The sequence below is a fragment of the Terrabacter sp. BE26 genome (assembly GCF_041941675.1).
Taxonomy (GTDB): Bacteria; Actinomycetota; Actinomycetes; order Actinomycetales; family Dermatophilaceae; genus Terrabacter.
This window is the reverse complement of the sequence record NZ_CP090122.1, coordinates 2,638,814-2,652,044: the sequence shown is the minus strand read 5'-3', so window position 1 is coordinate 2,652,044 and position 13,231 is coordinate 2,638,814. Positions and strand designations below refer to the sequence as shown.

General features: G+C 71.0%; 11 protein-coding genes. 7 read left to right on the top strand and 4 right to left on the bottom strand.

Going from position 1 to position 13,231, the window contains the following annotated elements:
* The first annotated feature begins 20 nt into the window (after positions 1 to 20).
* The 4 genes from LQK93_RS12250 to LQK93_RS12235 all read left to right on the top strand — a co-directional run bounded on the left by LQK93_RS12250 (position 21) and on the right by LQK93_RS12235 (position 6,086).
* Complete coding sequence (locus tag LQK93_RS12250; RefSeq protein WP_374968060.1) at positions 21 to 773, top strand: SAM-dependent methyltransferase; 753 nt, start codon at positions 21 to 23, stop codon at positions 771 to 773.
* A 480-nt stretch (positions 774 to 1,253) separates the two neighbouring features.
* Complete coding sequence (locus tag LQK93_RS12245) at positions 1,254 to 2,186, top strand: hypothetical protein (RefSeq protein WP_374968059.1); 933 nt, start codon at positions 1,254 to 1,256, stop codon at positions 2,184 to 2,186.
* Positions 2,187 to 2,735: 549 nt separating this feature from the next.
* Positions 2,736 to 5,348, top strand: coding sequence for an ATP-dependent Clp protease ATP-binding subunit (locus LQK93_RS12240; protein WP_374968058.1), 2,613 nt, complete (start codon positions 2,736 to 2,738; stop codon positions 5,346 to 5,348).
* 225 nt (positions 5,349 to 5,573) lie between these two features.
* Positions 5,574 to 6,086 (top strand): amino-acid N-acetyltransferase, encoded by a 513-nt coding sequence (locus LQK93_RS12235; RefSeq protein WP_374971498.1) that lies wholly within the window; start codon positions 5,574 to 5,576, stop codon positions 6,084 to 6,086.
* Between the two features lie 42 nt (positions 6,087 to 6,128).
* Here LQK93_RS12235 and LQK93_RS12230 read toward each other — a convergent pair whose 3' ends face one another.
* Positions 6,129 to 7,034 carry a LysR family transcriptional regulator gene (locus LQK93_RS12230; RefSeq protein ID WP_374968057.1) on the bottom strand — a complete coding sequence of 302 codons (906 nt, stop codon included), beginning with the start codon at positions 7,032 to 7,034 and terminating at the stop codon, positions 6,129 to 6,131.
* Between the two features lie 85 nt (positions 7,035 to 7,119).
* On the opposite strand from LQK93_RS12230, the gene LQK93_RS12225 reads away from it, so the two are divergent.
* Complete coding sequence (locus tag LQK93_RS12225) at positions 7,120 to 8,361, top strand: MFS transporter (RefSeq protein ID WP_374968056.1); 1,242 nt, start codon at positions 7,120 to 7,122, stop codon at positions 8,359 to 8,361.
* Between the two features lie 54 nt (positions 8,362 to 8,415).
* Here LQK93_RS12225 and LQK93_RS12220 read toward each other — a convergent pair whose 3' ends face one another.
* Genes LQK93_RS12220 through LQK93_RS12210 form a run of 3 tightly spaced genes read right to left on the bottom strand, consistent with a single transcriptional unit; the run spans position 8,416 to position 10,980 of the window.
* Complete coding sequence (locus LQK93_RS12220; RefSeq protein ID WP_374968055.1) at positions 8,416 to 9,360, bottom strand: ATP-binding cassette domain-containing protein; 945 nt, start codon at positions 9,358 to 9,360, stop codon at positions 8,416 to 8,418.
* Positions 9,357 to 10,175, bottom strand: a complete 819-nt coding sequence (locus tag LQK93_RS12215) for an ABC transporter permease (protein ID WP_374968054.1) — start codon at positions 10,173 to 10,175, stop codon at positions 9,357 to 9,359. Before LQK93_RS12215 ends, LQK93_RS12220 begins: the two co-directional genes overlap by 4 nt.
* A 10-nt stretch (positions 10,176 to 10,185) precedes the next feature.
* Positions 10,186 to 10,980 (bottom strand): ABC transporter permease, encoded by a 795-nt coding sequence (locus LQK93_RS12210; protein ID WP_374968053.1) that lies wholly within the window; start codon positions 10,978 to 10,980, stop codon positions 10,186 to 10,188.
* Positions 10,981 to 11,056: 76 nt separating this feature from the next.
* Here LQK93_RS12210 and LQK93_RS12205 point away from each other — a divergent pair, with 76 nt between their 5' ends.
* Positions 11,057 to 11,617, top strand: a complete 561-nt coding sequence (locus tag LQK93_RS12205) for a gluconokinase (RefSeq protein ID WP_374968052.1) — start codon at positions 11,057 to 11,059, stop codon at positions 11,615 to 11,617.
* A complete protein-coding gene (locus LQK93_RS12200; RefSeq protein WP_374968051.1) occupies positions 11,614 to 13,227 on the top strand; it encodes an SLC13 family permease in 1,614 nt (537 codons plus the stop codon). The genes LQK93_RS12205 and LQK93_RS12200 overlap by 4 nt, the downstream gene beginning before the upstream one ends.
* Positions 13,228 to 13,231 lie beyond the last annotated feature (4 nt).

Sequence of the window (13,231 nt, the reverse complement as noted above, 5' to 3'; positions counted from 1 at the left end):
GCGTCCTCCACGATCGAGACATGCCTGCCCTCGACCACCTGACCCGCGACGGCTACCCGAAGTCGTCGAAGTACGACGCGCGGTGGCTCGTCGACCTCGACATGGGCCCGCACCCGCTCTGGCTGCTCGAGGACCTCGCCGCAGACCTCGACCTGCGCCCGGGCATGCGGGTGCTCGACCTCGGCTCGGGCCTTGGAGCCACGTCGGTCTTCCTCGCCAAGGAGTACGGCCTCCACGTGGTCGCCGCCGACCTGTGGGTAGACCCCAGCGCGGCGGCCGCCGTCTTCCGCAAGGAGGAGGTCGACGACCGCGTGCTGGCCGTGCGGGTCGACGCGCACGCCCTGCCCTTCGGGCGTGGGTCGTTCGACGCCATCGTCAGCATCGACGCCTGGGAGTACTTCGGCACCGGCGACCACTACCCGCCCTACCTCGCCACCTTCCTGAAGTCCGGCGGCCAGCTGGGGGTGGCGACGCCCGCCCTGACCACCGAGGTTCGCGAGCTCGGCGAGATCCCGGAGCACATCGACCAGGTCGTCGGCGCCGAGTCCGCTGCCTGGCACACCGCCGACTGGCTGCGCAGCCAGTGGGAGTTCAGCCGTGCCTTCTCCCGGGTCACCGCCCGCAACCAGCCCGACGCCTGCGCCAACTGGCTGTTGTGGGAGCGCGCCGTGATGGAGCTCAAGGGCCAGACCAGCTCCCCGGTGCAGGGCATGCTCGAGGCCGACGACGGCGCCTTCGTCACCTTCGCCCTCGTCACCGGGAGAGTCGCCTGAGGCTCGACGCCACCGACCGGCCGTGTGCACCTCGGGCGAGCACTGCCCCCTGGGCTCGGGCCCGCACGCGTGGGCCGGCCGCGGCCCGATCGCGTATGCCGCAAGCTCGGCCCAGCTGACCGCATGGCGGTCGGCGTGGGGGCGCGGCGCCGTCGCCGGTCGCGGCACTTCGGTCCGCGATGTCGTGCCTGGCGTGGTCGTCGACGAGCTGGTCCTGACCCTGCCGCCCGGCATACACGCGGAAGCGCGCCACGGCGCACATCCGGGTGGCAGACCCGCCCGGCATCCACGCGGAAGCGCGCCACGGCGCACATCCGGGTGGCAGACCCGCCCGGCATCCACGCGGAAGCGCGCCACGGCGCACATCCGGGTGGCAGATCCGCCCGGCCTACGCGCGTAAGTGCGCCACGGCGCACTGGGACGCATCGTCCCTGTGGAGGGGCGACACGCGGGTCGCGGCTGCGCGGGCAGTCTTGCGACATGACTCGCCCAGATCGCAGCACGCCTCCGGTCCGACGGCCCGACGCGATGGCGGCCGGGCACACCGACGACCGGTTGCGGCGCTCGCACATCGCGCTCTTTCGCGGGGTCCACCTCGATCGGGCGGCACCCGTCACGCTCGAGGTCCGGGTCGAGGCCGCCCTTCTCGTGGTCACACCCGGCAGCCACGTGTCGCACCACACGGCTGCCAGTCTGTGGGGCGGAGTCGTTCCCGACCATCCGGATGTCCACGTCTCCAGCCCGCGCAACCGAACCCGGCGCGATGGGATCAGGGCCCATCGGCTCAAGGCGGGGCAGGAGGTCGTCCGCTTCCGCGGGTTCCGGGTGACGTCGCCGGTGCAGACCTTCCTCGACCTGGCGCACTGCCTGACACTCGTCGACCTGGTCGTCCTCGGAGACTCGCTCGTCAGGCGTAGACGCACGACACCCGAGCAGCTCGTATCGGCGACGCGCCGACACCGAGGGCCTTACTCGCGCCTGGCCCGCCGGGCTGCCGCCCTCGTTCGCGCCGGTGTCGACTCGGCGATGGAGACCCGGCTGCGGCTGCTGATCGTCCTCGCCGGCCTGCCCGAGCCCGAGGTCGACCACCGAGTGCACGACCACGACGGGACTCTGCTGCGACGCTACGACCTGTCCTACCTCCCCTATCGGCTTCTCATCGAGTTCGACGGCCGACAGCACGCGGAGTCCGAGGAGCAGTGGCTCACCGACATCGAGCGGGACGAGGCACTGGACGACGAACAGGTCCGCAGGCTCGTGGTCGTGTCCCGCGACATCTACTCGACGCCGGCGAACACGCTCGCGAGGATCACGCGGGCCATGCGCCGGGCAGGTATGCCGGTGCCCCCGTTACGGGAGGAATGGCGCCGACACTTCCCGGGCAGACCGGGAGACGCGGCCATACCGGCATGACGGGAAGGGGGCCTGCGCCGTGGCACGGTTTCGTGCCCGACCGCGGTCGTTCGGACGGGAATGTGCGCCATGGCGAGGTTGCACCGCGAACGCCGGCTGAATCGGCCTCGGAAGTGCACCATGGCGCGGTTGCACCGCGAACGCCGGCTGAATCGGCCTCGGAAGTGCGCCATGGCGCGGTTGCACCGCGAACGCCGGCTGAATTGGCCTCGGAAGTGCGCCATGGCGAGGTTGCACCCGCGAACGCCGGCCGAGTCGGGCATGGGAGTGCGCCATGGCGCGGTTCATAGCCGTGCGTGCCCGCGACGGCGGTCCTGCCGTGCTGCCGTACGCATAGGCACGGGAGGCGCCGGGTACGCACACGGCATACGGGAAGCGGTGGACTTGCCGCGTGGGTAGTGTCCGCTCACGGCGAACACAGGCTGAACCTGAGTCGATCGGACTCAGGATCGGGAACAGGATCGGCAATGCCCGCGTTGGTTGGGGTGTGCTCGTCGACAGCGGGCACGGATAGCATCGAGATGTCTCTCGATCAGTCAGGAGAAGAACATGTTCGAACGGTTCACCGACAGGGCCCGAAGGGTGGTTGTCCTCGCTCAGGAGGAAGCGCGCCTGCTCAACCACAACTACATCGGGACCGAGCACATCCTCCTGGGTCTGATCCACGAAGGCGAAGGCGTCGCCGCGAAGGCCCTCGAATCGCTCGACATCTCGCTCGAAGCGGTCCGGGCCCAGGTCCAGGAGATCATCGGCCAGGGGCAGCAGGCCCCGACCGGCCACATTCCCTTCACGCCCCGCGCCAAGAAGGTGCTCGAGTACTCGCTCCGCGAGGCGCTCCAGCTCGGCCACAGCTACATCGGCACCGAGCACATCCTGCTCGGCCTGATCCGCGAGGGCGAGGGCGTCGCCGCCCAGGTCCTCGTCAAGCTCGGCGCGGAGCTCAACAAGGTCCGCCAGCAGGTCATCCAGCTGCTCTCCGGCTACCAAGGTGGCCAGAGCGGCGAGAAGGCCGGCGCGGGCGTCGGCCAGGGCCAGACCGAGGGCACGCCTGCGGGCTCCCTCGTGCTCGACCAGTTCGGTCGCAATCTCACGCAGGCTGCCCGCGAGGGCAAGCTCGACCCGGTCATCGGGCGTGCGAAAGAGATCGAGCGGGTCATGCAGGTGCTGTCCCGCCGCACCAAGAACAACCCCGTCCTCATCGGCGAGCCCGGCGTCGGCAAGACCGCCGTCGTCGAGGGCCTGGCCCAGGACATCGTCAAGGGCGAGGTGCCCGAGACCCTGAAGGACAAGCAGCTCTACACCCTCGACCTCGGATCACTCGTGGCCGGCAGCCGCTACCGCGGTGACTTCGAGGAGCGGCTGAAGAAGGTCCTCAAGGAGATCCGCACCCGCGGCGACATCATCATCTTCATCGACGAGATCCACACGCTCGTCGGTGCGGGTGCCGCCGAGGGCGCCATCGACGCCGCCTCGATCCTCAAGCCCATGCTCGCCCGCGGCGAGCTGCAGACGATCGGCGCTACGACGCTCGACGAGTACCGCAAGCACATCGAGAAGGACTCGGCCCTCGAGCGGCGCTTCCAGCCGATCCAGGTGCAGGAGCCGACGCTGCCGCACGCCATCGAGATCCTCAAGGGTCTGCGTGACCGCTACGAGGCCCACCACCGCGTGACGATCACCGACGGCGCGCTCGTCGCGGCCGCCAACATGGCCGACCGCTACGTCAACGACCGCTTCCTGCCCGACAAGGCGATCGACCTGATCGACGAGGCGGGCGCGCGACTGCGCATCCGCCGCATGACGGCTCCGCCGGACCTGCGCGAGTTCGACGAGAAGATCGCCGCGCTCGTGCGCGAGAAGGAGTCGGCCATCGACGGCCAGGACTTCGAGCGCGCGGCCCGCGTCCGCGACGACGAGAAGCGCCTACGGCAGGAGAAGGCCGCCCGTGAGGCCCAGTGGAAGTCGGGCGACATGGACGTCGTGGCCGAGGTCGACGAGGAGCTCATCGCCGAGGTCCTGGCTGCCAGCACCGGCATCCCGGTGTTCAAGCTGACCGAGGAGGAGTCCAGCCGCCTGCTCCACATGGAGGACGAGCTGCACAAGCGCATCGTCGGCATGGACGACGCCGTCAAGGCGCTGTCCCAGGCGATCCGCCGCACCCGTGCCGGCCTGAAGGACCCGCGCCGCCCCGGTGGCTCGTTCATCTTCGCCGGCCCCACGGGCGTCGGTAAGACCGAGCTCGCCAAGACGCTCGCCGAGTTCCTCTTCGGCAGCGAGGACGCGCTGATCCAGCTCGACATGTCCGAGTACTCCGAGAAGCACACGGTCAGCCGGCTCTTCGGCTCGCCTCCCGGCTACGTCGGCTACGAGGAGGGCGGCCAGCTCACCGAGAAGGTGCGCCGCAAGCCGTTCTCGGTCGTGCTCTTCGACGAGGTCGAGAAGGCCCACCCGGAGATCTTCAACTCACTGCTGCAGGTGCTCGAGGACGGCCGCCTCACCGACTCGCAGGGTCGGATGGTCGACTTCAAGAACACCGTCATCATCATGACGACCAACCTCGGCACGCGGGACATCTCCAAGGCCAACATGGGCTTCTCGGCCGGACCCGACAGCCGCTCGGACTACGAGCGGATGAAGGCGAAGGTCACCGACGAGCTCAAGCAGCACTTCCGGCCCGAGTTCCTCAACCGCGTCGACGACACGATCGTGTTCCCGCACCTCAACCGTGAGGAGATCACCCAGATCGTCGACCTCGAGATCGCCAAGCTCGACAAGCGGCTCAAGGACAAGGACATGGGCATCGAGCTCACGCCCGCGGCGAAGGACCTGCTCGCCAAGAAGGGCTACGACCCCGTGCTCGGTGCGCGCCCGCTGCGTCGCACCATCCAGCGCGAGATCGAGGACGCCCTGTCGGAGAAGATCCTCTTCGCCGAGTTCACCTCCGGCCAGCACATCAAGGTCGACACCGAGGGCGAGGGCAAGGAGGCGACGTTCACCTTCGCCAGCACCGCCCGTCCCGACGCCCACCGGCCGGCCGACGACCTCGCCGATCTGCCGGAGGGTCCTGCCCTCGACGAGGCGCTCGGGGTCAACGTCGTCGCCGGACCGGCCGTGCCGGACGACCAGGTGTTCCCGGACTCCGGGCTGGGCTCCGAGCGCTGACCGCGCCCTGGCCGGCAGCCGAGGCTGCATGACCGACCGAAGGGGTCGGGGACCGAGGTCCCCGGCCCCTTCGGCGTACTCTCGCCCATGGTCCGTATGCCAGGGGCGCCTGCGTGGGCCAGACGGTCGACCGGTCCGCCGCTCTCGGCGTCCAAGCGGTCGTCTGCGGTCGTCTACGGTGGGCCGGTGACCTCCCTGGAGCGCCCCGCCGAGCCCGATCGCCGGATCGAGACCTCGGACGGGCGGCCACGCATCCGCCGGGCCCGCACCGCCGACGTACGCGGCATCCGGGCTCTCGTGGCCCCGCTGGCCGAGCGTCGAGTGCTCGTCAGCAAGGACGCGGTCGCCTACTTCGAGAGCCTGCAGGAGTTCCGGGTCGCCGAGCTCGACGGCCGGATCGTGGGATGCGGCGCCCTGCACGTGATGTGGGAGGACCTGGCAGAGATCCGCACGCTCGCCGTCGCCGCCGACCAGGTCGGAACGGGCCTGGGTGGACGCCTGCTCGAGGAGCTGGTCCAGGATGCGCGTGACATCGGGGTCCAGCGGCTCTTCTGCCTCACCTTCGAGACCGGTTTCTTCACCCGGCACGGGTTCGAGGCCATCGAGGGCCAGGCAGTGCCCACCGACGTCTATGCCGAGCTGCTGCGGTCCTACGACGAGGGAGTGGCGGAGTTCCTCGACCTCGAGCGGGTCAAGCCCAACACCCTGGGCAACACCCGGATGCTCCGCACGCTCTGACCCGAGCGCCCCCTGTCGTGGGACCCGCGCGGGCGCCGACGCTCAGGCCGCGGGCAGGTGGCGCTGCAGATGTGCCAGCAGCGCATCCACCGCAGGAGAGCGCCCCTCGCCCCGGGCGATGACCGACAGCTCCCAGACGAGCCGCTCCACGAGCGGGACCACGGCGAAGCCGGCCGCCCCCTGCGCCTCAGCGGGCGCGCCGGCGGCCGTCTGCTCGGGCACCACGGCCACGCCGAGGCCCGCTGCCACGTAGGCGGGCACCGCCGACAGGTCCGGCACCTCGAGGGTCACCCGGCGTCGCAGCGAGGCGGCACGCAGCCAGTCGTCCACCACCTTGCGGTTGCCGAAGCCGAGCGGCATGTCGACGAAGTCGTCACCGAGGAGGTCGGCCAGATGGACGGAGCCCGCCGCTGCCAGCCGGTGGCCCGCGGGTAGGAGAGCCACGAACGGCTGTCGCCTCAGCACCTGCGCGTGCAGGCCCACCAGCTCGTCGTGCGCCAGACCGCAGAAGGCGACGTCGACGCGCGAGCGACGCACGTCGTCGACGAGCCCGGTCGAGCCCCGGGGCGAGGTCCGCATCGACAGCTCGACTCCGGGGTGCTCCCGGTGGAAGGCGCCGAAGATGGCGGGCAGACCGAGCGACTCGAGGTTGGTCAGCAGCCCCACCCGTAGCGACCCCGTCACCCGGCCGGTGGCTTGGGCGCCGGCGCTGCGCATGCGCTCGACGGCCTCGAGCGCCGTGCGCGCCTGGGGCAGCAGCTCTCCCCCGGCCCGGGTCAGGGCCACGTGCCGGGTCGAGCGGATGAACAGGGCGGTACCCACCTCACGCTCGAGCACGGCGACTCCGGAGGAGACCGTCGACTGGACCGCGTGGAGGCGCTCGGCGGCCCTGGTGAAGCTCAGCTCCTCGGCGACGGCGACGAAGTACTCGAGGTGGCGAGTGTCCATGCCGCCATCATCCACCAGCAATGTCGATCAATGTGACTGAGAGTCCTCGTTGGACACGATGAATTCCAAGGCGCACGCTGGAACGATGACAACCGCCGGCCAGGCCCCGACCGGGACCCACCACGACGCCGCCTCTCGCAGCCGGCACCGCCGGGGCTTCTGGCTCGTCGTCGGGGCGTTTCTCGTGCTCATGGCGTTCACCACGCTGCCCACGCCGCTCTACCCGCTCTACCAGCAGCGCGACGGCTTCCCGACGTTCGTGATCACGCTCATCTTCGCGGCCTACGGCATCGGGGTGATGGCCGGTCTCTACCTCGCCGGCCACGTCAGCGACTACCTCGGCCGCCGCCCGGTGCTGCTCGCGGCCACGGCCGTCGAGCTGGTCAGCGCCGTGATGTTCGTGCTGCTGCAGGACACCGCCAGCCTCCTCGTGGCGCGGTTCCTCTGCGGCCTCGGCATCGGCGCCGTCACGGCGACGGCGACCGCCCACCTCGCCGAGCTGCACGCCGTCGGACGGCCCGACTCGGACGGGCGCTTCGCCTCGGTGGTCGCCGGCGCCGTCAACACCGGCGGCCTGGCCCTCGGCCCCCTGGTCGCCGGGCTGCTGACGCAGTTCCTCCCCCACCCGCTCACCGTGCCGTATGCCGTGTGGGTCGTCCTGCTCGCCGTCGCCTTCGTGGCTCTCCTGCTCGCACCCGAGACGGTCCACCGGCCCGCCTCGCGGCCGGCGTACCGCCCACAGCGCGTCAGCGTGGAGCCGGCGGCCCGCCCTCACTTCTCGGCTGCCGCGGTCGCCGCCGCCGCTGCCTTCTCCGTGCTGGGCGTGTTCACCTCGCTGACGGCCAGCTTCGTCGGAGGCACCTTGGGCCTGCACTCGCGGCTGCTCACGGGCTCCATCGTCTTCGGCGTGATCGGGGCCTCCGCGCTCTCGCAGGTCGCGCTCGGGTCGCGGGACGTGCCGCAGCGGCTGCGGGCCGGGAGGGCCGCCATGGCGGTGGGCCTGGTGCTGGTCGCGGTCGGCGCCTGGACGACCTCGCTGCCGCTGTTCGCGGTCGCCGGGATCACCGCCGGCGCGGGCGTCGGGCTCGTCTTCAACGTGGCCATCACGACCGCCTCGACCGTGTCGTCACCCGAGCACCGAGGGGAGACGCTCGCGGGCATGTTCCTGGCCGCCTACGCCGGGATCACCGTCCCCGTCGTGGCGGCGGGCGTCGCCGTCACCTACCTCCCGGCGCGGTCGGTGCTCGTCGTCTTCGCCGGCATCGTCCTCGTGGCCGTGCTGGTGTCGACCACCCGCCTGCTCACCCGGTCCTCGGCCGGCGACTGACCGCGGGACGCCGTAGGGGCGCGGCGGACGGCATACGTCCTCGGTGGGGAGCGGTCAGGCGCGGCCCGACGCGGCGTAGATGCGGCGGACGACGTCCTCGATGTCGGGCTCCTCGATCGTGAGGTCGCGCACCTCGTGCCGGGACGAGACGTGCGCGAGCACGGCAGCGACGGTCGTGCACTCGGCGTCGAAGACCAGCCGCTGGCGCAGGCCGCCCGACTCGCTCTCGACGAGCGTCGCGCCGGGCACGTCGACCAGGTCGGGCGTCGGCTGGGCGAGGTCGATCACGAGGACCCGTTGGGCACCGACCGTGCCGGCCAGACCCGCGAGCGTCCCGTCGAAGGCGAGGCGCCCGTGGTCCACCACGAGCACCCGGTCGCAGAGCCGCTCGATGTCGCCCATGTCGTGGGTCGTCAGCAGCAAGGTGGTGCCGTGCTCGCGCCGCTCCGCGACGAGGAACTCGCGCAGCCGCTGCTTCGAGAGCACGTCGAGACCGATGGTCGGCTCGTCGAGGATGAGCAGCTCCGGCGAGTGCAGCAGGGCGGCCGCGATCTCGGCGCGCATCCGCTGGCCCAGCGACAGCGAGCGCACCGGCGTGCCCAGCTGGGGGCCCATCTCGAGCTGATCGACGAGCAGGTCGGTGCGCGCCCGGGTGGCCCTCTCGTCGAGCCGGTGGATCGCCCCGAGGATCGCGAAGGAGTCGCGCAGCGGAAGGTCCCACCACAGCTGCGAGCGCTGGCCGAAGACGACGCCCACGCGCCGGGCCACCTCGACGCGCTGGCGCATCGGGTCCATCCCGCAGGTGCGGACGTGGCCCGAGGTGGGCTTGAGGATGCCGGTCAGCATCTTGATCGACGTCGACTTCCCGGCCCCGTTGGCGCCGATGTAGCCGACCGCCTCGCCGGGCTCGACCGAGAAGGACATCCCGTCGACGGCCCGGGTCCTCCTGAAGTCGCGCACGAGGTCGCGGGTCTCGATGATGCTGGCGTTGGCGCTCATCCACCGGCTCCTTGGTAGTGACGGGTGCCGAGCCGCCAGCACAGGCCGGCGATACCCCAGGCGAGCAGGGCGGCGATCGGCGTGCACCAGGCGAGCCAGTGCGGTGCGAGGGGGTCGGGCAGATCGAGGATGGCCACGGCTGGGATGTAGGCCACGAACGCGGTGGGCACCACGAACGTCCAGAAGATGCGCAGCGGACCGGGGAAGACCTGCTGGCTCTGCTGGGCGGCATACGAGCCCCCGTACGTGAAGGAGTTCGTCAGCTCAGCCCCGTCCACGAGGTAGAACTGCAGGCCGCCGGCCGTCGTGAACAGGGCCGAGAAGATCGCGGTGCCGCTGAGCACCGTGAGGGCGACGAGGACCAACGTGGCGGCCGACCAGGCGATGTGGGCGCCCGCCAGCGCCACGACGAGGGCGACGAGCGCGACCGAGAGGCGGCCGACCCGCCGCAGGGACAGGTCGCTGGTCATCAGCTGCGCGAGCAGCGGGAGGGGGCGCACGTAGAACGCATCCACCTGGCCGGCCCGGATGTAGCGGGGCAGCTGGTCGAGGTGTCCGACGAACATGTCGGCGAGCGCGAATGAGACGTTGGACAGGGCGAAGACGAGCAGCGCAGCCGTGAAGTCCAGCCCGCCGAGCACCTTGACGTTGTGGAAGATCACCCACACCTCCGCGAACTCGGCGAGCCCCACGCCGACGGTGCCGAGGATGTCGGTGACGAAGGACGCGCGGTACTGCATCTGCGCGCGGGCCCGTGAGGCGAGCAGCACGCGGTAGGGGCGCAGCCGCTCCGGCAGGGCGGAGCGGGTGCGCACCCGGCCCACCTCACCCACCTTGCACCTCCAGGCGACGACGCCCGGCCCGCAGCACGACCTGGCCGACGGCCAGGAGCGCGACCGCCCAGAAGACCTGCACGCCGACGGCGGAGGCGATGTCGGCCCCGACGACCCGGCCGGCGAGGATGTCGATGGGGTTCTGCAGCATCGAGGGGAACGGCGACCAGGTGGCCACGGTGCGCAGCCAGTCCGGGAACCACGGCACCGGCAGGTAGAGGCCGCAGAGCAGCCCGCCGGTGATCATCCAGAGCAGCGTGATGCCGCGGATCTCCACGAGCCAGAACGCGAGCAGGTTGATGACGAAGTTGCCCGAGAACGCCACCGTCACGGCGAGCACCACCGACACCGCACCAGCAGCCCAGCTGGCCGCGGAGGGCGGCCACGCCATGTCGAAGAGCAGGGCTCCGACCAGGAAGGCGGGCACACCCCGGCCGATGAAGTTGATGCCGGCCCGCCCGAGATCGCTGGCCAGGTAGGCCAGCTGGGGGTTGACCGGCCTCAGGAAGTCGACGGCGATGTCACCCGTGCGCACGCGGTCCTTGACCTCGGCGAAGCCCCACAGGTTCACGGTCCCGAGCAGGGCCTGGCCCCACCAGACGAAGGCCACCGCCGTCGGTGCGTCGTAGCCGCCGATCGACGAGCCGGCCGAGGCGAGGGCGGCGAGCAGCACCGAGGCCCGGATGAAGCCGAAGACCGAGTTCGTCGTCATGCCCGCCAGCAGCGCCAGGCGGTAGGTCGAGTGCCTCCGGAAGCCTGCCCGCACGAGCAGCCAGAAGGTCCTCACGACGAGGGGGCGGGGGCAGGCACAAGGGGGCACGTTACCGAGGACAAGGGCCGTGATCAACGGGTACGTGTTCGATATGCCGGATCCAACGGCCGACGTCCCCGTCACCCCGCCCCCGAGCCCCGACGTCGTCGTCGTCATGGGGGTCAGCGGCAGCGGCAAGAGCACCGTCGCCAAGGGCATCTCGGCGCTGCTGGGCTGGGAGTTCGCCGAGGGTGACGCCTTCCACTCCGAGGCCAACGTGGCGAAGATGCGCCAGGGCCACGCGCTGACCGACGACGACCGCTGGCCGTGGCTCGAGTCCATCGGCGACTGGATCAGCACCAGGGAGCGGGCGGGCGAGTCGGCGGTCGTCACGAGCTCGGCCCTGCGGCGTGTCTACCGCGACCTGTTGCGCCGGGGGCGCCCACACGTGCGCTTCCTGCACGTCGAGGCCCCGAGCGAGGTCATCCAGGAGCGGATGGAGCAACGCGCGGGCCACTACATGCCGCCGTCGCTGCTGCCGAGCCAGCTCGCCACGCTCGAACCGCTGGAGCCGGACGAGCCCGGCGTCTCCGTCACCAACGAGGGCACCCCCGCCGAGGTGCTCGACCGCTCCCTGCACGCCCTCGGACTCCGGAAGGACCCCAACGCATGACACTGCACCTGACACCCGCTTCCCCCGGGTCGCTGCCGACCCTCCACCAGCTGGCGCCGTCCGCGGTGGAGGCGGCGAAGCAGCCGTATGCCGGCAATGCGCAGCTCGTCGCTGCGTGCCTGCTCGGCATCCTGACCGTCGTGCTGCTCATCACCCTCGTCAAGCTGCACCCGTTCCTGTCGCTCATGCTGGGTTCGGCCGTGCTCGGCGCCGTCGCCACGATGCCCCCGGGCGACATCGTGGACAGCTTCATCAAGGGGTTCGGCTCGACCGCCGGCACCGTGGGCATCCTCATCGCCCTCGGCGCCATGATCGGCAAGATGCTCGAGGACTCGGGAGGCGCCAGCAGGATCGTGTCGACGCTCGTGGGCCGGGTCGGACCGGGTGGCCTGCCGTGGATGATGGCGGCCATCGCGGCCATCCTCGGCCTCCCACTCTTCTTCGAGGTGGGCGTCGTGCTGCTCGTGCCGGTCGTCATCCTCGTCGCCCGGCAGACCCGCCTCTCGATCATGAAGGTCGGGATCCCGGCGCTCGCCGGCCTGTCGGTCCTACACGGCCTGGTGCCTCCGCACCCCGGTCCGCTGACGGCCATCGGCCTGCTGAACGCCGACCTCGGGCGCACCCTGCTCTACGGGATCGTCATCGCGATCCCGACGGTCATCGTGGCCGGGCCGGTGCTGGCCAGGTTCGTCGACCAGTGGGTGCCCAAGTACGTCGTGCCGCTCGGCCGAGTGAGCCAGGTCCCTGAGCCCGTGGGGGTCGGATCCACGACCGGCCTCGCCGGGACCGGTGCCAGCGGCGGCGGGACGACGACCGCCGCCGGCTCCGCGGGCTTGCCGGGCCCGTCCCGACCCGAGGACGCCGGCCGCGCCGGCGCAGCCGGTCGGATGGACGCAGGTGCGCTGGACGAGCTCGAGGTGCCACTGCCTGCGGGTCGACGCCGCGTCGGTTTCGGCTCGGCCATGGTCGCCATCACGCTCCCCGTCGTGCTCATGCTCATCGACGCCGTGGCCAAGCTTGTCGTGGGCGACAAGACGAGCGGCATCCGGACGGTCGCCGATGTCGTCGGCACGCCCCTCGTCGCGCTGCTCATCGCGGTCATCTTCTGCTACTTCCGCCTCGGCCTGGCCTCCGGCATGACGCGCGTGCAGGCCAGCGAGAGCCTCGGTGCGAGCCTGCCCGCGATCGCCGGGATCATCCTCATCGTGGCTGCGGGCGGCGGCTTCAAGCAGACACTCGTGGACGCCGGCGTCGGCAACGTCATCAAGGACTGGGCCACCGGCATCAACATCTCGGTCCTGCTGCTCGGCTGGCTCGTCGCCGTCCTCATCCGCCTCGGCACGGGCTCGGCCACCGTCGCGACGATCACCGCAGCCGGCATCGTCGGCCCCCTCGCCTCGACACTCTCCGCGAGCCACCTGGCCCTGCTCGTGCTCGCGATCGGCTGCGGCTCGCTCTTCTTCAGCCACGTCAACGACGCCGGGTTCTGGCTGGTCAAGGAGTACTTCGGCCTCACGGTGGGCGAGACGATCAAGTCGTGGTCGGTCATGGAGACGGTCATCTCGGTGGTGGGCTTCGCGCTGATCATGCTGCTCAGCCTCGTAGTCTGACGCG